A 26,078-nucleotide genomic window follows, 5' to 3' on the forward strand; every position below is an offset into this window, starting at 1 on the left:
CTTTAGCTGAGTGCGTAGCTCAAGTTCCGCGCCTGTTGATTGGTCAACCAATCAGCACCTTTTTGGAAGATCAAAAAATCTCGGTGAATGCTCATTTCTGTACTGAAATTATTCCGGCTTTGACCTTCGTATATGATTTAGTTCATGGTGTATATTCTGCTGATCTCATCGATATTTGTGTTCGAGACTTACATACTGCAGGACGTACATGGATAATGCCGGAAGGTTTAATCAATGCTGGGGCGATTCTCATTGCTGATGCAGGGACGCCAGCTTTTCCGACGACCGACAGCGCCGTCAGTCCGCGAGTCTACCGATATGGTGTTAATTGCAAGGTGGCAGGATCCGTTGACACATCTATTCTTTCTGATCTATCTTATGTGCATAGAACGCGTCGAGACATTGCAGCAACGGGATTTTACGCCGAGCGCAAGTGCATTGCAGATGCAATGCTTGACAAGGCTCTGCGCCTTCTTGAACAGCTATCTCCTACGGAACTAGAACGCCCGTGTTTCTCACGAAGGGAGTTGCTCAAGATTGGTGATGATGAATTCCTTGATCTTTTGGAACAAGCAATCGATTCACATAATTTTGCGAGCCACGACAATATAATACGGAAAATTAGAATAGGGCAGCTTTTCAGCACATTTTTTGTGGTTGACGCCGTGCAAGATGCTACTACCCTCAGGTCTGCTTGGACGCATATCGGAACCGCACAAGGGCGAAGTAGCGTAGAAGCGGCAATTGCAAAAGATTTGGCTTTAGATGCTTCTGACATCATAGTGAGTCTTCTTCCAGAGGAAATGCAGGGTAAAGTCCCCACTACTCTTGTCAGCTTGAAGACAGATGATTGGCGTCCTCTGAATACTTTAAGCCAAGACACTTGCTTAATTACCGACATGATGACTTTGAATGAAAGCTATGCAGATTTGAGAAAAATGTTTTTCTTGGTAAATCCGCATAGCCAATTTGATCGGTCAGTTGGTATAGAGGTGTGTCGTCAGCACTTATCACGTATGGCAGATAGTGGAGGTTTGCAGTATGCCCGATAGCCCGTATTTTAATCCTGTTGTATGGGAATCTCGTGAGTTTTATCGGGATGCTGCACCTGCAGCGATAAGCGCCGTAGAGAGGATAATTCAAGCCGGTATATTATCCAACGGCTCAGAAGTAGCAGCTTTCGAGCAGGAAGTCGCCAGTTTTGTAAACACGAACTATGGAATTGCTGTGAGTTCTTGTACGGTAGGTCTGACACTTGCCGTGAAACTTCTCGCTCCCAGGAAGCGCGTGTTGGTGCCAAGTTTTACGTTTTGCGCCACAGCCTTGTCCGTATTGTGGAATGAAAGTCAAATTGTTTTCGGCAAGATAGACCCGGAGACTTTTAATTTAGACTTTGAGTGGGCGAAAAAGATGGTCGCCAATCATCATGTTGATGCAATATTATTCCTCGCCACCGCCGGAAGCGTCGCCGGCTTAGTGCAGTTTCAGGATCTTGCCGATTTTTACGGAATCCCATTAATCATCGATGCTGCTGGCGCTCTGGGATCTCATGATGGATCATCACTGCTCAGCTCCAAAGCCAACATAGTGTCTGTTGTAAGTTTTGCTTCCAAAAAACCCTTGCCTATAGGAGAAGGCGGCATGTTACTTACTAATAATTCGGACATTGCTGACGCGCTCCGAAGATTGCGAGTTTACGGTTCCATTGACGGCTATTACTGTGTAGAGACTGGACTGAATGGTCGCATGTCCGAGATCAACGCTGCAATAGGGCGTGAGTTCCTCAAGCACTTGCCGGAAGTGTTGCAAAAGCGGCGAATAGTAGCTATGCGGATTGCCAAAGAAAGTCAATCAATAGTACGTTGGCAGAGGGTCGATTACGCTCAGCAATCCTCATATGCTGATTTACTGTGCGTAGTGGATCGATTATTACGTCCGATACTACTCGCTTCGTTCAACCAAGCTGGGATCGAAGCTGTGCCATTTTATGACCCACCAGTTGCGCGTCATCCAGCATTCCGTTTTTCGCAACTCATTTCGCTTTGCGCCGAAGTCAGTGAACAACTTGAGGATCTGGCAGGAACAACGTTTGCTTTTCGTCCAACTTCAAGTTACACCGATGCACACGCCAAACAGATTATAGGACTATTAAAAAGTCTTACTCCTAATGCACAACGTTGATTATATTAATTCTATAGCACTATCAGTCTCCAAGGTTACTTGATGAGAGTGTTGTCAAAAATCAAATTTCATGTCCAATACTGAGCTTCTTAACCAGCAAGAACTATCTTCATTGCGAAGTAACGGTTACCTAGTCGTCCGCAAGGCACTTTCTTCTGAGGAGGTTCAAAGCTGTCGGGCCGCAATAGGCGAGTTGTCCGAGGATAGTGCGCTGAGAAAACTGCCATATCGCGGTAATGCAGGGAATGCTCGTGACATAAGCATTATAAACGCACTAACCGCATTCCCAGAGTTTATGCCGTTAGTTGATAACGCGCGTATTTTCGGCGTAGTGCTGGCTGCGATGGGGCCATATATTCACGTAGTAGGAGCAGAAATTCTCATCCGATTTCCGCACCCGCAGCCACTCCTTCGCATGCATACAGACGGCGGACCGTCGTTGCGCGAAATTCTACCTCAGGAAAATTCCAATTGGCTGGCTTTAAAGTGCCAGTTTTTCCTTACTGATTGCCTGGAATTGAATCGTGCCAACTTCATCGTTGTCCCTGGTAGCCATGTCAATCGCTTTCCAATATCCGCTGAAGAAGTCGACAAAGTCCAAGGCCAACAACTTATGGTTAATGCTGGAGACGCTGTGTTATTTCCTTGGTCTCTTTGGCACGGTGTAGGACCACACCTAGGTTTGATCTCAAGGCAGAGCCTGATCGTGAAATACGCGCAACGCTGGGCGCGCCCTCAAGATGATGCAATCGTAAACCTGCAAGCAATTAAGACGGCGCTGTCCCCCAGGCAGACCACACTTCTAATGCCTTTAGATAAGCACCTCAACGCAGACTTAGGATCATATAAGTGGATGTCCTCAGACTATATTGACGTAATGTATGGCGAAAACTTTTCGACAGTTGCTGAAAAACAATACTACAAGGATATAGTCAATTTTGGTACTGATTATTATAAGGAGTAGAAGATATCATTGTCAATCAGAGAGAATACTCAAAAATCGGCAGGTGGTAGATGTGTTGAGACAGGCATTTCCATTTCCCGCGTCATTAAATGAGATTGATATTACAGTTAATTATGCTTATATAAAATCATGTAAGTCTTATCGTCTCTTCCAACTTTAAAGTTGTGTAAGCTCCCCCAAAACAGTCTGTTTTGAAGTAGACAAAAAGGATTAAATCTAACACCTAAAATATAAAAGGAAGCACATTTGGTCCTTCCAGATATCAGGCACTCTCAGAGAGTTTGATAATGGAAAAAACAGCCAGAGAAATCACCAGGCAAGCTATGATAACGTTAGCAAATTAAGAAGATTTAAATGCTATGGACTTGATTTACAATCAAGCAATTGAAGAAAAACTTACTGCTGACACTATTCCATTCACAAAAGAACATCGACTAAATTGGTTTCGTGAACACAACATGTATGTTAATCCCATTTTTGTCTATGATCGGGGCGGGCAAGTAGTGACGTGGATGTCATTTTCCGCATACAGAAAGGGTAGACAAGCGCTACAGAAAACCGCGGAGATAAGTTACTAGGTAAATAGAGGACTTCGGAGAAAAGGAATTGGAAGTAAACTAATTGAATTTGCCTTGTTAGTTGCGCAGAAATATGACTTCTATAATTTCGTTGCAGTAATACTTGAGTGGAATAAACCAAGCATGAAATTGCTTGAGAAGCACAAATTCAAACGATGGGGATTGCTCCCCAGAGTTGCAGACTTTAATGGAGAGTTGTGTGCACACGTTTATTATGACATAAATCTACAAAATAGGGAAATTGAAGTAAACAAAGGGAACCTTTTATTTACTTGTAAGTATTGAGCTGTTGAAATAAAAGTCAAATACAGAAAATAGTAAAGAGACGCAGTAAATTAATCAAAGTAAAGTATCCTTAGTTCATAAACGTTTTATTTACTTACTCAAATTTTAAATCATGCTTATCGGATATGCAAGAGTTCAACTTTGGATCAAAATGAAAATTTGAAAAGAGATGCACTAAAATCAGCAGGCTGTCAAAGGATATTTACAGATAAAACGAGCGGTATTGCTGCTCAACGACCTGGTTTAGATAAAATTAAAGATAATCTGCAAAAGGCTGACACACTTGTTGTTTGGCGATTGGACAGGCTTGGCCGTTCATTAAGGGATTTGATAACTTGCGTTGAACATCTCAGAGTGAAGGTGTCGCGTTGAAAAGTTTACACGTATCTATCGACACGTCCACGTCTTCAGGTAAACTTGTCTTTCATGTATTTGGAGCGTTAGCAGAGTTTGAACGAAACCTTATCCAAGAACGCACAAAGGCGGGATTAGAATCTGCAACGAATCACCTGTATATTGGTAAAATATAATTTTCCATCTTTAATCGCTACGACTTTGTATAAACCATATATTGCAGTGGCTCCATTAGAAGTTCTGCCATCCTATGTTACAGAATAAGCTCCTGTACTCTTCATTTCATTAACCAGCACTTTTACCGGCTGCTGTAAGTAATTATAAATCGTAATTCTTATCTTTCCTTGTTAGCTAATGTATATTGAATGACAGCTGAACTGGTAATAGGATTTAGTGTTACCTGAAGTGTTATAGACTCTGATGATTTTATCTTGTTTTGACTGCGAATTGCCGGATTATCTGCTGCAATAGTTATACAAAATGGCTGAATGTTTCATCAAAGAGAAATGGTAATTTATTCATGCGCCCATTCAATCGAAATAAAATTAAAAATGAGGCTCATCTTGCATGGGCAATCTGGTATATCATAGAAACCCACTGCATCATCATTATGAAAAGAATTTTGAAGACTGCAAGTTTTCATCTCTTAAAGCAAAGACACCCTTACCAACCCCGCTATCGGAGACTCCTGCAACTCCCGATTGACCTTCAGAAGTTGTGAGTCCGAGGACACCGTTGAACAGCGCACTTTCACCAACAAAAGCGGCTTCGCCCGATTGTGTGACTTTGTTTGTGATAGGTGGCATTTGACTTTACTCCTAGATTTCGAGTTTTTGACTGTGCGCCAACCTGCCGCGACTGAAGAACTGCTGTTTCACAAGACGTTTGTTTTGCTCCATTCCCTTTCATCTACTGCAACCTAATTAAGATCGGGAGCAATTCTTTGCCCTAGCATATATCTCCGCGGTCTAACGTTGCTGTTCAGCCGGCGGCAAACTAACTTTGCGGCAACACGAGCAGAACCCAGCAGTCCGTTGCAAGAGCGTTGTTAATCGGAAACTGCATCGTGATAGCACTGTTATGTCACCCACCCAAATCGCAACGTGATGCGCTAACTCTACACGCCACAGCCTAAGGTCGTAACTCACCCATTCGGGTAATTTACCGATCGCCTTGCCATACCGGTCGCAGCGATCGCGCTTTGGCTGAGCAGGCGATTGGTTGATCGATATCAACTTTGTGCTCAGTGAGAACAACTCTGCTGGGTGCACAGCGACGATGAACCGGGTGAGGGGCGGCTCAGCGATGTGAAAACAAGTTCAACCAGCCACTGTGCGTTGCCGGCTAACGCAAAGCTCACCCGCCGCCGCAGTGAAGGGAGTGAAGCCAGGCACGAGCGCAACGACCGGAGCGTAGACGGTCGGGTGCAGCGCCTTGTTCTGTCGCGGTTAGTTGCTCTCTACTTCAATACTCGGTTGCGATAGTATCGCCACGTTCTTAAGCCCTCCACTTCATTACTTCTGATGTTAACCTAAATGGAGAAGCTTGGCGGATCAATAATGCCGCACCATGGGTCGGAGAAATCGCAGAAGCGTCATAACTCTATTTAATCGCCATATTTGCGTGGATGACCTAACTGAACCGAATTAAGAAAGGGGAAGTGTCGCGCTTTTAATTGCGATGCAGGGTCAGAAGGGGGGTTGATGGGTTCGGTAATTATATGGCCAAGCCTCTCAAGCACAACCGGATCATGTTTCAGTATAACATAGGTGCAGGGTTGAATATGACCGAGACTAAATTTTGCCTTGAAGCGAATGAGGCCGTCCCTGGAATCGGTGCCTCGTCCTCCTCCAAAGCATATGTGTTTACAATCATCATTCGACTGCTGGCGTTGTATAGCCCTACAAACAGTTGAATAGTAAAGGAGATCAGATGCTCCCCGATATAGTTTGTTGTCTTCACAACCCACAAACAACATATGTGCCATATTTCCAGAGTAGAGAACACCGGCCATTGCAACTAGCGAACCAGTTGTTCGGCTTGAAACCCCCAAAAAGTCGAAGCAGGGTAAATCTGCCAGATGGCTAAAATCCTCATGGCGTAAATACCATTTCGGTGCTGCTCCACATCTGTCAAGACTATTACTGTACAGAGATGCAAGTGATAAAAGGTCTTCCGCCTTGGGTTTATTAAACCATATATGCTCGAAAGATTTTCTAGCCTTTATTATTTGACGCCGGCAAGAATTTTCTATAGAAGACAGATATGCATCAGGAGATTTGGGTATGTCAGTAATGGATACCATCTGTCCCGTGTCCAACACGAATTTGCCGGTATCTTGCAAAATTTTATGTAAACGCCCTACTGGATTTAGCCGCATAAGTTCGCCTATTATACCTTGCGACTTACACCACTCTGAATAAATTATAATAGAATCTTCAATAAAATCTGAATCAAGAGTGTTAAAATAAGGATCGTGATAGCCCAGCCAAGGCTCCGAAAAGAAGTATCCCCACTGTTCAATCGGTTGAGCAACGCATACGTGCGCGAAGAACCGATTTCCATTACGGTAAACGAACCGCCGTGCCATGGAACCATAGGCAACTTTCAAAAACTCAATGTTGAATAGGCCTTGGTCGCGTAGTATATAATTCTCATACTCTTGCATAGTTCATATTGTAGGCTTCCCCTTTTTAGTACAGGTTAAAAGTAGAATAATTCAAAGTTAAAGATATTGGGCGAAGTGAAGCGGAGACGTAGCCGAAGCTGAACGTAGCCCAATAGCTTTTTCATTTTTATTGCGGTACATATTAGGGATAATCCGCCTAGTGCATCATGTGGCCGGTTTGTGTTATAATCATCAATCCATATCTGGGTTACTTCTCTTACTTCGTCAATATTGTCAAACAAATAAGCATCTAAAATGCTTTGGCGGTATGTTTTATTGAACCGTTCAATATAAGCATCTGCGTAGGCTTGCCCGGCTGAATATATTTGAACTCAATTTCGTTTGCCTGGCTCCATAACCTAGAAAGTTTGGCTATAAATTCAGGCCCGTTATCCATAGGTATCTTTTTAGGTTTGCCATACAGGTTAATTAGATGTTTCAGCACCCATATGACCCGGCTATTTTTTAAAGAATAATCCGTCTCAATGAACAATACTTCACGATTATAATCATCTATCACATTAAACGACCGGAATTTTGTTCCATTGCTAAGTGCATCGCTCATAAAATCTATACTCCAGCTTTGGGTAAAGCGCTCAGGCACTGCCAGTGGCTCTTTTACTCTGGCCAGCAAGCGTCTCTTCACTTTACGTCTTAGTGGTAGTTTCATTTGTTTATACACCCTGTGCAACCGCTTATGGTTGATGACAGTGCCTGTATGCCTGATACGGTAATAACACTTCCAAAAACCTTCTACAGGAAGTTGTTGCGCCAGTTTTTCCAAACTCGTTATTATATCTTCATCGTTTTTTACAGACTGATAACTTAGGCTGCTGCGGCTTAACTTTAATACACGACACGCCTTGCCGATGTCTTTAGGCCGCTCTGTTTTTAATGTACTTATTATGCTGCTTTTATCGCAAGGCTTCAGAGCTTTTTTCGAATGGAAGCTACTTGAATTCGAAGTTCAAAAAGTAAAAAAATTAGCCAAATTGATATTACAACAAAACGCGTCCAGTAGTGTAATACAAACGCGAGTGATTTCTGAAAAATGCAATCTTTAAGGTGTTACAGGTGAATTATGAAGGAAAAGAGGCATGCCGGCTGAGAACCCGAATTTCACCAAAAAATATTTATCATGGAAATAAATATTATAGGGATCTTCACCGTAATAACCTAGACCAGCAAAAAAACCGCCTTCTCGAAATGAGAGCGGGAACCAATGGAAGTTAATTTCGGTATTTATCCTCCTATTTAGTGTTTTACCAAGATACCTATTTAATCCGTTGAAGATGTAGTTCACGTAGCCGTGCAGTCGGAATTGCTCTTTTCGATAAGCATAATATTCTTGGTCTGTACCTTTATCTACAAGCGACACATTTGTGATACTTCGGGCTTGAAAATCGATACCACCGCGCGTTTGGCCATAATATCCTTTCAGTTCTGAGTCTTGGGTTAGTGCCTTGCCAATCTCAAAATGTCGTTGAAGGTACACAGATGTGTGTTTTCGCCTATTCCCGACATTATGGCCCCAATTATATCCTAAGGTCAACCAGTTTGTACTAAAATTCCCATTCCGCTCATTCCAATCACCATTAACTCTGGAAGGTCCGTCTTGACCGTTGGAATGGTGGCTTGCTGAAAAGTCTACAAACTTGTATTCGTCCATGTCGGCGTCAACTCGGTAAAATATCTTTATAGTAGGGATATAACTGGGTGTACGAATTGGATATGAGCTGTCTGTGAACATACGTGCCAATACTCTTATTCCTACACCTACGTTCCATCTCGTAACAACACTATTTGAAAATATATATATAGGATTTACATCGGCAGTAAACAAGTATTTTCTGCCTGAAAAGATTTCACCAAATGGTGCAAACTTTGAAAAGTGTTGTAATTCTTTATAGAGTCCAGCCATTTCAAAATTTTTATAATATGGCGTGAATCTGGGGTCGATTGTCGTGCTCAAAGTACTATCAGTTGTTTTTAAAAGTACCTGTCCATGTAAGTTTGTCAGGCCTATTAGAAATAAAATCAACCAAGTGAAACAAGTAGTTTTCGTTTTCATCTGAATTTTAGTTATTTGATGTTTGCTGGCTAGTATCAGCTTTCTAACATAGATCTATTATGACCCAAACGCGTATTCTCTGTCGAAGAATTTAAAGGCATGGGCCGAATGAGCACATTGTTGTGATAGTCGCCCATTGTGATACGAGTTTTGCTACCAAGTATTTCCCTCATAATTGGCGTTCTTCGATCAGTAGCTTTGGTGCTTTCCGTGAGTTAGTCTGCTCATCTGCCCCTTGTCAGAAAATTCTTTTAGAAATAGATTCGAGCTACTTTGGCGAAAGTTCAGCCGTTCATATTGAGTGACAAAACATAACCTGCCTCTAAAGAAACCGCAGATTTGGCTCGTGCTGATTTCAGTTCATCCGTTCGATCGAAATCTTGGTAACTCCGGATAATTACTAGATGAATTTATACTTACAAACACAAACTAACAACTAATTACACCTTTTTTTTATTAAGCCTTTTTCGTTTGTCAAACTCCTAAAAACGTTGAGATATTTCGGCGGATAACTGTCGCCTAAGCTAGGCATTAAAGTCGCATTTCGGTTCTGCAGCCAAGAATTTTCGAAATAACTGTAGTGATTGCAATGGAAGTGGTGCGATCTATTGGAGTGAAGCAATCTTTGTGATTTTATAATAGCTTTCGTGGAGTTGTCGCTTCTGTCTGATACGGTGTTCAAAAAAGAGCTCTGGGCTTCCAATTAACGCGGTTGTTACATCATCTTTTCGCTCGCGACTTCGCGCGTAACTGCTCTCATTTTTACAAAAGTGTACAGGATAGCAGTTCCAAAAATTGCTTCATGGGATTAATGGTCTGCTCATTAATACATTCCAGATGAATGGCTTCAGAATAGGCCATCTCGGAGCATTTCGGTCCGGTGTCTTCAGGGTCGCAGAACGTTGTTTGACCGCTTCGCAGGTCGGCTGTACCGTGCAGGACAAAGGTACATTATTTCAGTAATCGATGCCTTAATTGTATGTCTTCTTAATTGATAACTTCAAGTTCACTGTAGGAAACGGGAGCCGCTATCGTCAAATTTGTCCACCTGCTATCACATTTCTGTTTCTCAAGCTACTCTCTGAGCTAATCGTTGAAACAATGAAAGATACCTTGAATATTTCCTTGAATACCAGCCCAACTGATGCTTGGCCCAATATGAAACTTTTGTTACTTATACCTAAGTTATTTTTAAAAACCTCAGTTCCAGAAACACTATTTATATTGAAATTTGCAAAGAATCTTAAAAGGTTGTTATCGAGCGCAGCATCACCGTAAAAATCAATCCCAAAGATCCCGCTGCCAGCCCACTTATCGGTTTTTGTTCCAAAAACAGGAATGTCAGCTGCTCCTTTTGCAACTAGCCTAGAGATTAAATTGTATTGATCATCCCGAGAATGAACGTAAGCGAGCGGGTATTCCAAGCTTATTACGGTATTTCCTCCATAGTTTACTAAACGTTAATATGCTTCTTCGTGCTTTTCTTTCGTTTCGTCAGCTTGATTGCTATTTGAGATCATAGTGCCAAGGCTCACCCTGACAAAGGACAAGTTTCCGCTAACAATTTCTGAAAATAGTGACCCTGAGTTATTCCCAAAACTTACTCCTGCATTTGTCAATGCTCTAAACCTGTTTCCACCATTAGCATAAACCATGTCAAAAAACGCCCTTGATCTCTGCTTTCCAAAATTCAGTAAGTTAATTCGTTTGTATTCGATGAAGTCATTTACGTATATTCGATATAGACTATCCTCTTTGAGTTTTAATAAATCAATCTCGACTTTTAGGCCAGAAACCTTTTTATATGCTGCGCTTCGCTGTTCAGCACTACTTGTCAGGCTATCTTCGTCCATCTTTGCATTCTGACTGTTCAGGAGATTGATAACTTCTTGCTCCTTACTTTTACGTTCAATCCTAGTTGCGCGCCACTCGATACTTTCTGGATTTACAAAATATACTACATCTCCACTTTTGGTCGTATCACGCGACGGAACAGATACTGAGAAGGTTTTACTAATTGGTATCTTAAAATCTTAAAATTAGCCGTTTGGGCTAAATTTCTGAATGAAATAAAGAAAAAAAGGTCGTAGGATTGATAGTGATTTCATGGTAATTAATTTAGATTAATAGATTATTGGTTGTTTACAATTACAAAAAGGAAACAATTGGTTGATGGCTATATTGTTTCGAAGGCTGTGAAACGCTACACCATAACACCATCTTGAATACTTCTTTACTTTCCATTCAACGATAACGCTTGATCAAAGTTTTAAAAGTAATTCTCTGATAAAGGTAGAAGGCATAGATTAGCTAGAAAATACCTATCTATAGGTATTTGGATGGCAATTGGAAATAATTGTAATTCGACAGACAATTCTTTAGTCGTGGGCAAAAAAACTCTTATATTATTACTTTGTTTTTCTTGTACGATAAGCGTGCGCCCGCAGCAAGTCGTTGAATATGATGGCCACACCAGATTACCCGTAAGCAAGAGTCTTAGCTGGTATGAGGACACGACGGGAACACTTACGCCGCAGCAAGCGGTTCAATACCTTTCAAAATAAGTTTAAATTGTGGTCAGGAGGCATTACCTTCAACAAAGGCGTGTCAAAGCACATTTTTTGGCTGCACTTCGCTCTAGAAAATGTTTCCAATACGGCTACCATAGCTATTTTGAGGATCAACTCGAGCGTTGACAGCGTCTTGCTTTACGAAACAGATACTCTCTCTAACCCCATTCTTTTGTTCGCAACCAGTCGTTACCTTCCTTTTGAAAATCGACCTTTCCCATTTCGAACCCCAGCTTTCCCTGTGAAGTTGAATCTCAATGAAACCAAAGGTTTGTTTTTGAAAGTTGATAATCGAAACCGTGGTTTGTATCTTCCCATGTATATTGAATACTCTGACAAACTCTTGCGGACCGAGAACAAACGATATTTAGTGTATGGTGTTTATTTTGGTATTTTTCTGTTTATCGTTTTGTTCAACGTTTTTTTGTTTGTGTCACTCAAAGACAGGATACATCTGTGGTACGCGGCCTATGTACTATCAGCAATAATGTTTATGATTCAGGATGAGCGCTTCGATTTAGACTTGTTTCCGAACACATGGATCCGGTATCTCGAAAATCTATGGGTGCCTCCCTTTTCGTTACTAATGATTGGTACTGGGATGTTGGTGATGCAGCTATTTGTCGGACAAAACAGAAACAATAGCCGCCTTTATTTTCCAATCAGGATTGTGATTTACACTTGTTTTTCCTTGTCGCTGACCATCTTTGTTCTATCTGCGTTTGATCCTAAGTATGTTCTTTATCCATTAAAAGAGCTTTACCATGTTACTGATATAATATTTCCGATATCGATGATTTTCCTTATCGCCGCGTTGATCGAAAGAATAAGAAATGGAGAACGGATAGCGGTTTATTACCTCATCGCTGTTTTATTTATGCTAATCGGAGCATTAAACTTCTATCTAAACCACCTTGGTGTTCTCAACGTCAACTTGCTGAAGCCTAATGGTGTCGTAGTTGGTCTTGCCTTTGAAGTTATCTTTCTTAGTTTTCTACTTACAATTCGCTACAACAATTTAAGACGCGAAAAGGAATTTCTTAAGGCTACTCAACAGCAACACTTAGCGGACGCAATGATTAAATCTCAAGAAAATGAACGCTGCCGTCTGGCAAAGGATCTGCACGACGGTGTAGGAAGCGCATTAACTGGTATCAGCTTATTAGCACAAAATTATTTTTCAAAAGATGTTGCGCAAAATCCTCAAGAAAAACAGTTCAGGAGTTTATTGCTGGAGAGTGTCAGCCAAACCTCACAGGAAATTCGTAATATTAGCCATGACCTCATGCCGAAAGACCTGGAAGTTAGTGGCCTGATAGCAAGCATCAGTAATCTAGTCGATCTACATAACCTTAACAATGACAATACACAATTTGACTTTATACACCGTGGCCTGATTGACAACATTGATAAAAGGACACAAATTGAGGTCTACCGTGTAGTAAAGGAGCTGTGCCAGAACGTCGTTAAGCATGCCGCTGCCAGCAAAGCCACGATCCAATGTTTGCTGTTTGATGAGCGTTTGGAGTTAATTGTTGAGGATAATGGAAAGGGATTGCAACCTACCTTGATTAGAGAGGGTATAGGTATTCAGAACGTCAAATCGAGGATCGCTTATTTGCGCGGGAAGCTTACTGTTGATAGTAGTATAAAAGGAACAACCTTTTTAATCGAAATCCCACTTCATTGAATGACTAACTACAAAATTGTAGTCGCGGATGATCATCTCCTTATGAGCGACGGACTCTCTATGCTCGTAACCGATAATAATTTGGGCACTGTTGTAGCAAAAGCACAAAATGGCAAGCAGCTGCTTGAAATTCTCAATTCACATAAAATTGATATGATCCTTATTGACGTCGATATGCCGCTCGTCGATCGCTTGAAGGCGGCTGAAATCATAAGAAGTCGCTATCCTTCAATCAAGATTTTAGTTGTAACTCAGCATAACAGCATTGAATTAATGAAAAAATTTGAATTACTCGGTGTGGAAGGTTACTTACTCAAATCTTGTGACCGCATGCAGCTGATTGAGGCTATTCAAAAGATTAAGGGTGGCGAAAAAGATTTCCCATTTTTACAAATTTAATCAGAAAAAGGCGTTTTGATAGCCCATATCTCATGTTAAGAGAGAAATATGCACTTTCGGACCGTGAATGCGAGATTATTGCGCTGATCGCAATGGGACTTACGAGTGAACAGATTAGTGAGAGGCTATTTTTAAGCAAGTTTACGGTCGATACCCACCGTAAAAACATTGGCAGAAAGACGGGAGCTAGTAACCCGGCTTTGATTATAAAATTTGCTTTTGAGAACAATATCACGGGTGAACATCTGAACAGCTAACTTTCAGGTTGAATCTGTCACAAGTAGTGTTCTTGCTGTTTGTCGTATCATATCAAATGTCTGACATATTTGAGTAAAACCAGGTCTACGATGATGTCTATGGTTGAGCCAGGCTTTCAGGGGAATATGGAACGCAGAGATTCCAGAAAGTTTAGACTATATCAACGGATCCGATAGTCCGTATGCTTCACTGGACAATTGTCACGTGGTGATTGGATTGATTGCGCACAGACAGCTGTGGGGCAGGTTCCTAGGTATTGTTTATTCGGTGGAACAAGGGTTTTTAAAGATCAGAACTTGTCGTAACAGAATGCTTCAACTTTCACAGTTAGCTAAAATCTTGTAGACAAACGTGTGAACACTTTTCGGAATATAGATAATATAACATTGAAGTACCTGAAGCGTGGGGCGTAGATATGAACTGCAATTCGCTACCGGATGGTCGTTGTCCCTGAGTCAATTTTGTTGATTGAAAGCCATTGCGCTTTCCAAAGGTTTGGGCCCTTGTCAAACTGTAATGCGGGATTATGGCTGAGCGTACTTGGTTTTTGATTCTGTAATTTTTCGCCCCCCCTTATTGCAAGAGCCGGTGAATGCTACTAGTCTGGCAGTAGGTATTGCAGGGGTGTTTTGAAGCTGTTTTTAGCTATGACATTCGCTATAATAAGCGGTCGTTTGTCTTGTTAACGAGTACAGCCTTCTACCAGAGGGTTTTAGCTTTTGCAGGGTACTTAAGAATGTTTACAAATTGTAGTTTTTTTTTTCTATTTTGGTATTGCGTTGCAGGTTAATCGATACAAAAAAGGTGAGTGATTCGGTGAGTTGGAACCTTGAATCCCACAAAGTTCAATACTGACGTGGCTTTCACGTTAAGGTTCCAATCCCTTAGTCTCCGCAAAACATAAACTTCTTATAAAGCCCGCGACGGAATCAGTCGCGGGCTTTATGTTTTATAAGGGTTAAACATATCTAATAGGAAAATCCTTAATGCATTGACAATGCTGAATAGAAACCAACGTCACCATCAACTTCGGGGCATTTACTCCTTTCAATTTTTTAATTTGTTTAGGCAGTTCCACATAAGCTCAAGCATGTCAAGTTCAAACACTAAATGGGGCAACTTGCAATCAGGGTTTAAGCACCACATAGCGATGTTTATAAGAAGGGGAGACGATGAGTTACAAATACGGCTTAGCGAATTATATTTCCATGTCGCTCGTGCACATTACTTGCATGACCCGTCCACTGGGTTCCTTTGTTATAATTGAATGTCCTATAAGCAACTTGCGCTATTCCGCCTGACCACTACCATAAACTGAGTCGATAGAGCGGGTCACTGGATCTCTAAATGAAATCGCATTTGTTAACGCAACTTGCATCAGGGTGATGTGAGCTAATGCAATCGTTGGCTAAGGACATAATGCCATTTCCCGTTCTCCTTAGTTTTTAGAAGTACAATCCGACAAATCGAAGACCTGATTAACTTATTGGCCATCCCGTCCCCAAACGTTCCTTTATAAGACCCGCCTTAGCTGCACATCAACCTACGTTCACACCCTTTAAGCGTTACAGGAGGCAACAGGTTGGTTGCAACTCCTGATAAGCTGGCGATTCCTCCCCGTCATATGATTGGTGTTGATAGAGGGTAGCATCTAAGCATCCTTTAAGTTGTCCAACCACTTACACCACCTCCCTTGATTAAAGCTCCAGGCCACTTGCCTTTTACCGGCCAGCCTTAACCCAATTGTTCAAATGATTATGCTGAAATTTTTGTTCAATCCACGCTGCAATCCGGTCCTTTTCTGCTCAACAGCCTATTGAATTGCTGATAAATCCCGAAATGTGGTGATTGACACAACGGTCTGCTTTTTGTAAAACGCTTAACTTAGTTTTTTACCCATACGACCGGATGCAAATGCTCGAAAAACCAGCCTCACTTGATGCGCTAACAATCCTAAACAACATCCCCGGATGCCACCTGTTCCTGCTTCCCGACGCACCCCGTTTTACCATCGCCGGCGCTACCAATGAATACCTGGAAATAACTTATCTCAACAGGCATGAGGCAATCGGCCAGGGTGTTTTCGAAACCCTTTCTGATGACCCTGATAATCCCGCTGCAACCGGGGTCAAAAGCCTTTCGGCTTCGCTTTCTTATGTCAGGGAGCATAAATTGGAGCATCGAATGGACGATCAGCGCTATGATATCTTTAACCCCGTATCGGGCGAATTTGAGATCCGCGTGTGGAGCCCTATCAACAAACCTGTGTTTGATCAGGAAGGCAACGTTCAATACATCGTTCATACGGTAAGGGACATTACTGAAAAGGTGCAGCTGCGCGAAGAAGGCAGAATAACCGGCCAAAAACTACAGGAAAGTAAAAGCGTTCTTCGCAACATGATGGAGCAGGCACCAGTTGCTATGCTGTTGTCGACAGGCGACGACGTGCTTATTGAAAATGTAAATGCTTCGATGTTGCAGCTGATGAACAAAAGCTCAGCTGAAGAAGTGCTTGGAAAAACAATGTTGGAAGCGATGCCTGAACTAGCCGGGCAGGAAGCATACCAACGGGTGCTCAACGTACGGTTATCCGGTATTCCATATGCCGGTCTTGAACAACCCGTTAACTTACTCATCAACGGTTTAATTGAAATCAGGTATTTCAACTTCTCCTGCACCCCTGTGCTTGAAAGTGGTGAGATCACGGGGGTTCTGCATGTTGCTGTGGACGTTACCCTGCAGGTGACAACACGAAAGGAAATTGAAACCGCGAAAGCCGAAATTGAACGGCAGAAACGGCTTTATGAAACCATAAACAGCGCTACGCCGGACCTCATTTATGTGTTTGATCTTGCATACCACTTTACCTACGCCAACAAGGCTTTGCTGGAAATGTGGGGAAAAACCTGGGAGATGGCTATCGGGAAAGGACTCCGTGCAAATGGCTATGAAGAGTGGCATGCCCAAATGCACGAAAAGGAAATTGATTATGTCAGCAGCACAAAGACGTCTATCCGTGGGCAGGTTTCTTTTCCTCACGCCGTACTCGGCAAACGAATATATGACTACATATTTGTGCCTGTACTTAATGCAGAAGGTGACGTGGAAGCAGTAGCGGGAACCACCCGCGACATTACTGAACTAAAAAAGGCAGAAGAACTGCTTAAAGAACGCGAGCGCCATTTGCGCACCCTTATCATGCAGGCACCAACAGCGATGTGCTTTATGCTTGGCCCTGATCATGTTGTTGATATAGCCAACGACCACATTATAAAACTCTGGGGTAAGCCAAAGGAAGCCGTAATGAATAAACCCATTTTCGAGGGTTTGCCTGATGCAAAGGACCAGGGACTTGAAAAAATTCTTGCCAACGTATATGCAACTGGTGAAACGTTTCGTGGTACCGAACACCGGGTTGAGCTGGTTCGGAATGGCCAACTGGATATCACTTACCAGAACTTCGTGTATGAACCTTACCGGGATTCGGAGGAGAAAATCTTAGGTATTATTGCCATTACCACCGATGTCACCGACCAGGTGATGGCACGTAGAAAGATTGAGGAAATCGTGGCCCAACGCACAATGGAGCTTGCACAGGTTAATGAGTCCTTGCAACACATTAACAAGGAGCTTCAACGATCCAATCAGAACCTTGAAGAGTTCGCGCACGCGGCATCTCATGATTTAAAAGAACCGATCCGTAAAATACATTTCTTTACGCACCGGTTGAAAGAACAACTGAGCGCCCGCCTGGAGGAGTCCGAACTAAGGTCCTTTAACCGGATTGAAAATGCCACCGAGCGTATGGGAAATTTAATCGACGACCTGCTTTTGTACTCTCATGTAAGCCAACGCCCTCATCAACGTGAAGCTGTCGATCTCAACGACAAAGTAAAAAGGGTTTTGGAAGACCTTGAACTGGATATCGAGGAGAAAGGCGCAACCATAGTGCTCGGAAAGTTGCCCATAGTGGAAGGCAACAAAAGGCAATTGCAGCAATTGTTTCAAAACCTCATCAGCAATGCGCTTAAATATAGCAAGGCGGATGTTCGGCCTCAAATAGAATTAATTTCTAGCTTAAGTACAAACGACGGAAAACCTTTTCACCGGATAGCAGTAAAAGATAACGGCATTGGCTTCCAACCGGAATATGCTAACAAAATCTTCCACATGTTTACCCGGCTGCATGGCAAAAATGAATATAGCGGAACGGGTGTCGGATTATCTATTGTAAAAAAGGTAGTGGAAAACCACGATGGCTATATTGTTGCCGAAAGCACTCCGGGAAAAGGTGCTGTTTTTAGTGTATTCCTGCCCGTGCATTAATTTACGCCCGGGTAACTAAGGTTAACATGTATTGCAGGCAAGGGGTTCCGCAACGATATCCGGTTGAGGCCTTTGATCGATCTTGGAATTATCATTTTCTTTACCCGAATCTTTAGTGCACTATAACACTTATCGGCATTCCCGCTTCTACAACATCTTGCGGGTGGTGATCAGGGCGGTGTTTCTACCATGGCTCAGGCTCTTGCAGACTCTTCGTAGTAGCCTGGTTGCAATGGCGTGAACTGCACAATCTTCCTCGATCGAGTTTGTTGCACTGGATGCAGGGTTCTCCAATGTAGCAGTTTATGAAAAGGTCATAAAGTTGTATATACACGATAGTACAGCCAACCGGTACTTCCATACTGCCGCACAATTACGTGCGGTCTTGCCAATCATAGCGAGCAAAGCGGATAAGCCCTTCTATTTGACGATTAGCCCTGGATATCAAACAGCAATTGCCGCAGTGGAGTTAAGCTCCTGGAAATTTTTATGGAGCCAGCCATAACGCTTTGGGCGTCGGCCGTTGCGTCGCACGTGTCAACGATATTTCATTGATGGACCGGGTGTTTAAACGTTTGACCCTTACTGCTCCGTTGCATGCATGTCTACGCCACAATTCCAGCAATGTTATTCAGCAGCAATTGTTTCTGTTGTGCAATGCTTTCTGACATAACGGTGGTGTTGCAGTAGATTGCCGTTTATCCTTATTGGCATTTTATTCGGTTTTATTTGACCCCAGTCACTTGCAATGCACAAAAACTTTCTTTCCCTTTGTTAAGGATCGTTATCCAAATGCGCTTCTGCCCCCGGGCAGGTCCAAATAACTTCACTAAAATCCATTGCCATGTGTCCGATCAATTACCGAAACAAATTGCGCAGTTATGTAAGCCTGGGTGGACTCTGCCTGCTCTTGCTTAACGGATCGTCGTGCAACGCCCAGCCTCCAGCGCAGGCGCTCTTAATTCCGGCAAAAAGCTCACCTGTGGCAATGGGCTGTGGGCCGGGCAATATCGTAGCAGGCGATGTAAATAATGATGGCAAAGTGGATCTTATACTTGCCTGCAGCCAGGAAAAGCGCTTAACAATTTTCATTGGGCAGGGAAATGGCGCCTTTACTCCTTCTGTTAAGCCTGTAGATGTGTCCATTGCTCCAAATGAAATAGCGTTAAGTGATGTTAACGGTGATGGTAATGCTGACCTGGTGGTAGCAAGCCATGATAGCTATGGAGTTTTGATTGTCACGGGCGACGGCAAGGGAAATTTTGCCGTGTCGCCAAACGCGATTATTACTATGCTAACAGGTCGCGATCCGCACACACATGGGCTGGGTACGGGTGATTTCAACGGCGACGCTATTCCCGACATCGCCACCGCTAACAATTCTGATAATGCAATTGCTATTATGCTGAGTACCAGTAACAGAAACTGGGTTCCTGCTCCCGGCTCACCTTTCCCGGTAAATTCATCACCTTACCCGCTGACTGTCGGAGACGTAAACAGAGACGGGAAATTAGATGTTGTCTCAACCAGCACAAGGACAACAAGCGGTGGGATTTCACTACTGATTGGGGATGGTAAAGGAAACTTTCGACGCCAGGATGTTACGCTCAGGACTCCAAGCCCCTGGTTTGTTGCAATTGGTGATATCAATAGGGACGGTAAGTCCGACCTCGCGATCACGCATTCTGAACGGAGCGAGTTGTCGATACTTGCCGGGAATAGCAGTGGCGACTTTACGGAAGTAGCGGGCTCACCATTTTCTTTAGCCAGCAGCGCATGGCACGTTTCAATCGCGGATATGAACGGCGATGCAAATGCTGATGTGTTGGCGGCCGCAAACGATGGCGTGCGCGTGATGCTCGGCAATGGAAAGGGACAATTTAAGCCAGCCCCGGGCTCACCTTTCGCCACCGGCAAAGGTTCCTGGCATCTCGCCGTTACAGATGTGAACGGTGATGGTAAGCCGGACGTTGCGACCAGCAACCTCGAGAGCAAGAGTTTTTCCGTGTTGTTGGGTAGAGGGCATTAAAGGAAGTTGAATGGATGACCAGTTAAATAGTCAAACACGTATCGGTCACTATAGTAAGGAGGTTAATACCAGTTATTCTTCCGTCAGCGAAGTGCCGGCATGCACTCTTAAATGTGCTGCCATGAGAAGCCATTGTTGAACGGAGCGTCGCAACCACCGTCGCAGGAAGCTCAAATGCCGGCTACAAAAAAATCAAAACATCATTGCAGCAATAAGCTCTATCGCAGACCTGTTGCAGGTTTTCACTGTTGCTTTAATACTTTTGAATAAGTCTTGCTTGGCAATCGATCAGCTTATCAATCTACAATATGCACCGCCAGATCATTGGGCCACTACTAAACTACTTTCCTTAGCTTGAATATCCCAATTCCAAACAGAAGCCCGGTGGGCAGTAGCAACGGCAGCAGTGCTTTTGGCCATTGTACTTGTGTTGCAGTAGAGAAGTACTCCGGCCTGATCTTTTTTAAATCCCCGGCAGGTGCGGGTGAAGCTTCGAATATTGCAGGGTAAAACTTCAGCCGCAATTTTTCATGAAAAGATGAGGTGCTATCGAGGAATTGCAAGTGGTTCGCCATGCCCGTTCCGGCGATGGCGTTTAGTTGTAATTGGGTGTGCATAGTGGGTATAAAAACCGCCGCCAGGTTACTGGCTTTGTCCCGCTGGTTCAGCTTTGCTTTCATACGTGCCGCATCTGAAGCGGCTTCATCGTCGCCCAATTGCTGCATGGCATAATACCACAGCCAACTGAACGATTTTTCGGGTAAGCGATAGGTGGCGAATTGTGGATAGTGCGCATAAAATTTAGTCATCGTTTGCTGCTTGTCCGTATCCCATTTCATGTGGTAGCCATCGCGCTGTTTTACAATCGTGCTTAGCGCTTCAGGCACCGGATATTTGTTAGCCACGTAGTTGTTTACGCTTGCAGGTAGCAAGATGGTTAAGGTTACCCATAATGCCACGAACAATAAGGCATTAAAGGCAGAGGATTTGTTGAGCGAGGAAACGAGGAGGCCGAGTACAAACCAAAAAGCGATATACAATACACTGATGATACAAATGCCTGCGAACTGCGCATTCACGGGTATAGCCAGCACGATTGCAGCCGCAGCTAACAATATTGCCAGCAAGGCATATACTACGACGGCGCGAACCGCAAGTTTATGTAACAGGAACTTCAGCGATGAGCCGGATTGTACTGCTACCAGCGACCATGTGCCAGCTTCCTTTTCCTCCGACAGCAGGTTGAAGGTAAACGAAATAATGAGTAGTGGAAAGAGGTAGATGATCACAAATCCAAGATCGAGATTTCCGGATGCCAGGGTTGCCGGGTTGTTTAAATCGGTATCGTACTTTTGAGCTTCGAGGCCGCGGATATTTACTGCCTGCATAGCGGGGTTAACATCGCGCTGGCCAACAGAAATTGCGGCCAATTTATCGGGCTTATTGATTAATGCGAAGCGTAAGTAGTACATGAGTAGCCCCATGTCGGTGCTGAAGTATTTAATGTTGCGCCCAATATGATCGTGTTGAAACTCGTGGATAGCTTCAATTGCTTTTTCTTTTTTTGCCAGGAACTGTTGGCCGATAATAATGCTTACGGCTCCGGTAAGTAAAACCAGTACCAAACTGGCGATAACGGTTTTTGATTGAAGAAAATTCTTAAAGGCTAAAACATGCATAGTTAAATCGCTTTTGCTTTTTTGGCACTCCGGAGAATGATTAAGATTGTTAGCGTACTCCATAACGCAAGAGCAGCCAGTGCTGCGGCAGCATTTTGGAATAGTACTCCCCTTTGAACATGGGAGTTTTCGAAATCCGGAAATGCCTGCCAATGATCGCGGCTGATGCTAAATGGCTGCTCGTTATCCCTGGGCTTTGTGTTAGGAATGAGTTTAATCTGAAGTGCATTCATCTCCTGCGCAAGCCGATATCGATACCGCTCTGCCGCACTTTGAAAGTTGGTGTATGAATAAAAGTCGGTACCTGAAAAAACGGAAGAGATGACCTTGATTGCGGCAAGCGGATTTATCCACGCAGTGCTGTTTGCGAGGGCATTTTGTTTTTCGTAAGTCTGCAACAGTGATTGCAGGTGGCCATTGTAGATAGCTGCGCTGAGGCGTTCGCCTTCCTGCATTATGAAGCCGCTATAATTAAATGGCAATTGCTGGATGGAGTCAACCTGGTGTGCACGGAGCACGGAATCTTTAATGGCTTTGTAGTGAGGATCGTCCGGGTTATGACTGTCGCCAGCTTCAATTAGATCGCTTTCGATTGCCGTTTCAAATTCCACCTTTGATGCCCCCGGATAAACAGTGCCGCCAATCGCCTGTGTTATCCTGGGCAGCAGGATTGCAAATACCAGCCAGAGTCCGAGTAGTTTAAACAACCCTTGACGCGCGCTGTTACTGCTTGTGGAAACAGTAACAGCTATCGTGCTAATAACCCAATACAACAGGAAATAGGCGAGGGTGATTACTGCCAATCGCAATAGCACCTCAGCGCCCACTTCATCATGATTAGTGAGTGCAAGCAGCACACATGATACGATGATTACCGGTGTATAAAACAATATTGACACGCTCATCAGTCCAAGGGTTTTTCCTACAATGATTTCCATCCAACTTGCCCCTTGTGTCAATACCATTTTCAATGTGCCATTCTCCCGGTCGGCAGCTACAGCGCCAAATCCAAGAAAAAAAATGATCAGCGGCAGGATGACCTGTAACAACATTGCCATGCTAATTTCTCCAAAACGCAATAGCCCTGTTGAGAACCCGGCCTCAGAAAAGTTGACCGTATTTTGTTTATGTGCTTCCAGGAAGATTGCACTTCCTGTGAAGCTTTCGAGGCCAAAATCGAAGATGCTAAGTGGATGTTTTGTACGGAAAGCAAATGTGCCAAAGTGTGCCATTCTGTGCGGATGTTTGTCGGGATTTGACTCCCAACTTTCACGTGCTTTATGCTGGTAAGATTCGCGAATATCATTCTGCACAACATAGTTGCTGTAACCGGTAATTGCCGCGTATGCCAGCAGCAAGCCAAAAACAATAAGGGTGGCAAACAGGGCACCTGACTTAAAAGTGGTTGTGCAAAATTGTTTGGCAATCAACAATACATTCCTTCTTTGCATGAGGCTTGATTAGAATTTATAAGTTGCAGTGAACATGATGTTGCGCGGGGCACCCGGAAACAGGCGGAGGTAATTCTGTGCCCCGATCCAATACGTTTTGTTGGTCAGGTTGTTTACGTTTACCGATAACTGCATGTTGCTTTTCCCCGGCTCATAGTAAACGGCAGCATCAAAGATTGTATATGCAGGCACACGGAAGGCGGTCGTAAACCAGGGCACCTTATCACCGCTGTATTGCACACCGAGCCCTATACCTGTATTGCCTAGCATCGAGCCTGAATGAATATTGTAACGGGTCCAAAGGTTTGCACTATTGAAGGGAGTATTCTGTTTTCTTGTTTCAACCAATGAAGGGTCATTGTCTTTCAGGATCACAGCGTCTATATAACTGTACGACGCATTTATTTGCCAATTGGGTAGCAAAAATCCGGCGATGTCCATTTCGAAACCCCTGCTTCGCTCTGCACCGCGGGTGGTAAGCGAGTCGGGAAAAGCAGGAACATTAGCATTGAGCAAAATGTTCTGCTGGTTGATTTCATAAACAGCCGCGTTTAACTTTATTGTGTTGTTGAATAGTCCACCTTTTAATCCCACTTCTTTAAGGTCGCTTGTCAGGGGATCAAACTGGCTGCCGGGTTTTAACGAGGCGGTGTTGGGCATCAAAGTAACTGTGTTCACCTGCGGCTGAAATCCTTGCAGGTAAGTGCCGTAGACATTTACGTTTACTGTAATTGCATATGTCAGGCCCACCCTTGGTAGTACAAAACTATTTTCGGCTTGTAACGGGTTGCCGGATTTGTAATTGGTTATGTCGCGAAAGAATTCGTTTCTGAGGCTAAGCAATAAGGTGAACCTGTTCCATTGTAATTGCTCCTGGATGTATATGGCATTAGTGGTGGTTAGTGCAGCCGGTAAGGCAGTTCTTACATTCAGGGTATAGTCGTCGGCGTTGCGTATGGTATATGTTGGATTGTTGAGATCGAAGTGGTTTACATTCGGTTTAGGTAGAAGCTTTCCGGAGATTGTTGTTGCCTGGTAATTTGCTGCGTTCGCCAACACAAATGAGGCTGCAACAGAGCCGTCTTTCAACAAATAGCCCCGCGCGGCATTTTGACCACCTCCCTTGAATTTGTTCCAACTGTGCAGGTCATAACCAATCAATAATTTGTGAACGGCTTTGCCGGTTTCAAAATCAAAGTTTAAATAAGTGTTCAGGTTGTCGATGTTCCAGAATTGCTTGCGTTGTACAAACTGCATCGCAGCGAGGGAAGTTACCGGGGCATTGTTGAAGTCCACTGCAAAGGCGTTGGTTGTGCGGTGCTCCTGCAGGTCCTCAGTCCAGGTTTGCTTCATGTACGAGGTGGTGAGGGTAATGTGCTTGCTGAATTTATGCGAGAGGTTGCCCGTAATCACAAAATCCCTGGATTGAAAGAAGTCGTTGGGTGCACCAAGGTTCAGGCTGATGGGCGTGCTGGCAAGGTTGGTTACCCCCGCGATAGCACCAAAGATTGGCTGACCCCGGTCGAGGTTGCCCCGCATGTTGCTGAGGATAAGCTCAACATTTATAGCGGTTTTTTGATCCGGCAAGTACGTAAATGAAGGGGATAGCAGGAACGACTTATTACCTACCATGTCGCGGTAACTCCTTGCTTCCTGGTAGGCACCGTTCAACCGGTACAGCAACGTTTTTTCCTGGTTAAGCGGACCCGTGAAGTCGAGTGATCCACGTATGGTACTGAAGCTGCCGGCAGCCAGCCTGATTTCTCTCCTGTTTACGTTTAAAGGTTTTTTAGTGACGAGGTTTATACTGCCGCCGGGATCAACAGACGCGAAGGTGGCGCTTGCTGGTCCTTTAATCACCTCTATGCGTTCGATGTTGGTGGTAAGTGGTTGTAAAAAATAGTATTGGCGTGTACGCATGCCATTAATGATCTGCCCCTCTTCGTTTTGACTTATTCCGCGAATGGCATACTGGTTATAGAAACTCGATGGAATAACACCACTTGCAGATTTCACAGCATCTGCCATTTGAAAAGCCTGGCGGTCTGCGATCAACTCTTTTGTGACCGTAGCAATGGCTTGCGGAATATCCTTGTTTAAGGCGGATGTTTTTGTTGCACCAAAGGAGTATTCGCTATGGTATCTCTTTGAAGTTCTTCCGATCACTTCAACGGTTTGTAACTGTTTGCTTTCTGGTATAAGCACTGCAATGAATGGTTTTGTGTTGCCGCCTGTAAGGTTGATCACTTCAGTAAGTGTTTCATAGCCGATGTGTGAAACTTTTAGCGTGTACCTTCCTGGTTGGAGGTTCAAGAACTTAAACTCACCATTGATGTCGGTTGAGATGGTTGTTTGAGATTGACCTGAAAGTATTACTGTGGCTCCGGACACGCTTTCCTGGTCTTCGCTGCGAACAATTCCATTAAACGTAAGCTGGCTATAGGCTGTACCGCTAATCACGAGCATGATGATGAAAAAGGTTATGGGTTTCATGTTTGTTTAATCGTGTATGCTGAGGTTTCTACTAAGGGGTTCATCACCGTATTACCGGGTTATTCTTCTAACTCGAAAGGTC

18 protein-coding genes and 2 pseudogenes are annotated in these 26,078 nt (G+C 43.7%); 10 read left to right on the forward strand and 10 right to left on the reverse strand.

Annotated elements, in window-relative coordinates; genetic code table 11:
• The 5 genes and pseudogenes from EXU57_RS25250 to EXU57_RS23240 form a co-directional block, all read left to right on the forward strand.
• A partial coding sequence (locus tag EXU57_RS25250; RefSeq protein ID WP_165958262.1) for a hypothetical protein occupies positions 1 to 1,052 on the forward strand: 1,052 nt, incomplete at its 5' end.
• The gene (locus EXU57_RS23225) at positions 1,042 to 2,181 is read left to right on the forward strand and encodes a DegT/DnrJ/EryC1/StrS family aminotransferase (protein ID WP_133270663.1); all 1,140 of its coding nucleotides are present in this window, start codon (positions 1,042 to 1,044) and stop codon (positions 2,179 to 2,181) included. The genes EXU57_RS25250 and EXU57_RS23225, both read left to right, overlap by 11 nt.
• Positions 2,182 to 2,251: 70 nt before the next feature.
• Complete coding sequence (locus tag EXU57_RS23230; protein ID WP_133270664.1) at positions 2,252 to 3,145, forward strand: phytanoyl-CoA dioxygenase family protein; 894 nt, start codon at positions 2,252 to 2,254, stop codon at positions 3,143 to 3,145.
• 590 nt (positions 3,146 to 3,735) lie between these two features.
• Positions 3,736 to 4,008, forward strand: a pseudogene (locus EXU57_RS25975) (GNAT family N-acetyltransferase); the annotation flags it as partial.
• 159 nt (positions 4,009 to 4,167) lie between these two features.
• Positions 4,168 to 4,538: pseudogene (locus tag EXU57_RS23240) on the forward strand (recombinase family protein).
• Positions 4,539 to 4,970: 432 nt separating this feature from the next.
• On the opposite strand, the gene EXU57_RS23245 reads toward EXU57_RS23240, so the two are convergent.
• The 7 genes from EXU57_RS23245 to EXU57_RS23275 all read right to left on the reverse strand — a co-directional run bounded on the left by EXU57_RS23245 (position 4,971) and on the right by EXU57_RS23275 (position 10,954).
• The gene (locus tag EXU57_RS23245; RefSeq protein ID WP_133270665.1) at positions 4,971 to 5,168 is read right to left on the reverse strand and encodes a hypothetical protein; all 198 of its coding nucleotides are present in this window, start codon (positions 5,166 to 5,168) and stop codon (positions 4,971 to 4,973) included.
• An 800-nt stretch (positions 5,169 to 5,968) separates the two neighbouring features.
• Positions 5,969 to 7,030, reverse strand: a complete 1,062-nt coding sequence (locus EXU57_RS23250; protein ID WP_133270666.1) for a hypothetical protein — start codon at positions 7,028 to 7,030, stop codon at positions 5,969 to 5,971.
• 35 nt (positions 7,031 to 7,065) lie between these two features.
• Positions 7,066 to 7,356, reverse strand: a complete 291-nt coding sequence (locus tag EXU57_RS25980) for an integrase core domain-containing protein (RefSeq protein WP_133270710.1) — start codon at positions 7,354 to 7,356, stop codon at positions 7,066 to 7,068.
• Positions 7,281 to 7,700 carry a DDE-type integrase/transposase/recombinase gene (locus tag EXU57_RS23260; RefSeq protein ID WP_133270667.1) on the reverse strand — a complete coding sequence of 140 codons (420 nt, stop codon included), beginning with the start codon at positions 7,698 to 7,700 and terminating at the stop codon, positions 7,281 to 7,283. The genes EXU57_RS25980 and EXU57_RS23260 overlap by 76 nt, the downstream gene beginning before the upstream one ends.
• Positions 7,701 to 8,090: 390 nt before the next feature.
• Positions 8,091 to 9,101 carry a hypothetical protein gene (locus EXU57_RS23265; protein ID WP_133270668.1) on the reverse strand — a complete coding sequence of 337 codons (1,011 nt, stop codon included), beginning with the start codon at positions 9,099 to 9,101 and terminating at the stop codon, positions 8,091 to 8,093.
• Positions 9,102 to 10,135: 1,034 nt separating this feature from the next.
• Complete coding sequence (locus EXU57_RS23270; protein WP_133270669.1) at positions 10,136 to 10,525, reverse strand: hypothetical protein; 390 nt, start codon at positions 10,523 to 10,525, stop codon at positions 10,136 to 10,138.
• Positions 10,526 to 10,561: 36 nt separating this feature from the next.
• Positions 10,562 to 10,954, reverse strand: coding sequence for a hypothetical protein (locus tag EXU57_RS23275; protein ID WP_133270670.1), 393 nt, complete (start codon positions 10,952 to 10,954; stop codon positions 10,562 to 10,564).
• 652 nt (positions 10,955 to 11,606) lie between these two features.
• Here EXU57_RS23275 and EXU57_RS23280 point away from each other — a divergent pair.
• The 5 genes from EXU57_RS23280 (at position 11,607) to EXU57_RS23300 (ending at position 20,373) form a co-directional block, all read left to right on the forward strand.
• Positions 11,607 to 13,361, forward strand: coding sequence for a 7TM diverse intracellular signaling domain-containing protein (locus tag EXU57_RS23280; protein ID WP_133270671.1), 1,755 nt, complete (start codon positions 11,607 to 11,609; stop codon positions 13,359 to 13,361).
• Entirely contained in the window at positions 13,362 to 13,760 is a 399-nt protein-coding gene (locus EXU57_RS23285; RefSeq protein ID WP_133270672.1) for a response regulator transcription factor, read from the forward strand.
• Between the two features lie 32 nt (positions 13,761 to 13,792).
• Complete coding sequence (locus tag EXU57_RS23290; RefSeq protein WP_133270673.1) at positions 13,793 to 14,017, forward strand: response regulator transcription factor; 225 nt, start codon at positions 13,793 to 13,795, stop codon at positions 14,015 to 14,017.
• Positions 14,018 to 15,932: 1,915 nt separating this feature from the next.
• Entirely contained in the window at positions 15,933 to 18,344 is a 2,412-nt protein-coding gene (locus EXU57_RS23295; protein WP_165958265.1) for a PAS domain-containing protein, read from the forward strand.
• Positions 18,345 to 19,188: 844 nt separating this feature from the next.
• Positions 19,189 to 20,373, forward strand: a complete 1,185-nt coding sequence (locus EXU57_RS23300; RefSeq protein WP_133270675.1) for an FG-GAP repeat domain-containing protein — start codon at positions 19,189 to 19,191, stop codon at positions 20,371 to 20,373.
• A gap of 335 nt (positions 20,374 to 20,708) precedes the next feature.
• On the opposite strand, the gene EXU57_RS23305 is transcribed toward EXU57_RS23300, so the two are convergent.
• The 3 genes from EXU57_RS23305 to EXU57_RS23315 are packed head-to-tail and all read right to left on the reverse strand — an operon-like array spanning position 20,709 to position 25,996.
• Positions 20,709 to 22,052: a DUF3526 domain-containing protein gene (locus EXU57_RS23305; protein WP_133270676.1), complete on the reverse strand. Its 1,344-nt coding sequence runs from the start codon at positions 22,050 to 22,052 to the stop codon at positions 20,709 to 20,711.
• A 2-nt stretch (positions 22,053 to 22,054) separates the two neighbouring features.
• Positions 22,055 to 23,503, reverse strand: a complete 1,449-nt coding sequence (locus tag EXU57_RS23310) for an ABC transporter permease (RefSeq protein ID WP_133270677.1) — start codon at positions 23,501 to 23,503, stop codon at positions 22,055 to 22,057.
• A 9-nt stretch (positions 23,504 to 23,512) separates the two neighbouring features.
• Positions 23,513 to 25,996 carry a TonB-dependent receptor gene (locus EXU57_RS23315; RefSeq protein WP_133270678.1) on the reverse strand — a complete coding sequence of 828 codons (2,484 nt, stop codon included), beginning with the start codon at positions 25,994 to 25,996 and terminating at the stop codon, positions 23,513 to 23,515.
• Between the last annotated feature and the right edge of the window lie 82 nt (positions 25,997 to 26,078).

This window comes from Segetibacter sp. 3557_3, from assembly GCF_004354985.1.
Taxonomy (GTDB): Bacteria; Bacteroidota; Bacteroidia; order Chitinophagales; family Chitinophagaceae; genus Segetibacter.

What these genes read in the sequence shown, in the direction of transcription:
- EXU57_RS23225 (WP_133270663.1), top strand. Translation starts at nt 1,042, where the DNA reads ATGCCCGATAGCCCGTATTTTAATCCTGTTGTATGGGAATCTCGTGAG.
- EXU57_RS23230 (WP_133270664.1), top strand. Translation starts at nt 2,252, where the DNA reads ATGTCCAATACTGAGCTTCTTAACCAGCAAGAACTATCTTCATTGCGA.
- EXU57_RS23245 (WP_133270665.1), bottom strand. Translation starts at nt 5,168, where the DNA reads ATGCCACCTATCACAAACAAAGTCACACAATCGGGCGAAGCCGCTTTT.
- EXU57_RS23250 (WP_133270666.1), bottom strand. Translation starts at nt 7,030, where the DNA reads ATGCAAGAGTATGAGAATTATATACTACGCGACCAAGGCCTATTCAAC.
- EXU57_RS23260 (WP_133270667.1), bottom strand. Translation starts at nt 7,700, where the DNA reads ATGAAACTACCACTAAGACGTAAAGTGAAGAGACGCTTGCTGGCCAGA.
- EXU57_RS23265 (WP_133270668.1), bottom strand. Translation starts at nt 9,101, where the DNA reads ATGAAAACGAAAACTACTTGTTTCACTTGGTTGATTTTATTTCTAATA.
- EXU57_RS23275 (WP_133270670.1), bottom strand. Translation starts at nt 10,954, where the DNA reads ATGGACGAAGATAGCCTGACAAGTAGTGCTGAACAGCGAAGCGCAGCA.
- EXU57_RS23280 (WP_133270671.1), top strand. Translation starts at nt 11,607, where the DNA reads ATGAGGACACGACGGGAACACTTACGCCGCAGCAAGCGGTTCAATACC.
- EXU57_RS23285 (WP_133270672.1), top strand. Translation starts at nt 13,362, where the DNA reads ATGACTAACTACAAAATTGTAGTCGCGGATGATCATCTCCTTATGAGC.
- EXU57_RS23290 (WP_133270673.1), top strand. Translation starts at nt 13,793, where the DNA reads ATGTTAAGAGAGAAATATGCACTTTCGGACCGTGAATGCGAGATTATT.
- EXU57_RS23295 (WP_165958265.1), top strand. Translation starts at nt 15,933, where the DNA reads ATGCTCGAAAAACCAGCCTCACTTGATGCGCTAACAATCCTAAACAAC.
- EXU57_RS23300 (WP_133270675.1), top strand. Translation starts at nt 19,189, where the DNA reads ATGTGTCCGATCAATTACCGAAACAAATTGCGCAGTTATGTAAGCCTG.
- EXU57_RS23305 (WP_133270676.1), bottom strand. Translation starts at nt 22,052, where the DNA reads ATGCATGTTTTAGCCTTTAAGAATTTTCTTCAATCAAAAACCGTTATC.
- EXU57_RS23310 (WP_133270677.1), bottom strand. Translation starts at nt 23,503, where the DNA reads ATGCAAAGAAGGAATGTATTGTTGATTGCCAAACAATTTTGCACAACC.
- EXU57_RS23315 (WP_133270678.1), bottom strand. Translation starts at nt 25,996, where the DNA reads ATGAAACCCATAACCTTTTTCATCATCATGCTCGTGATTAGCGGTACA.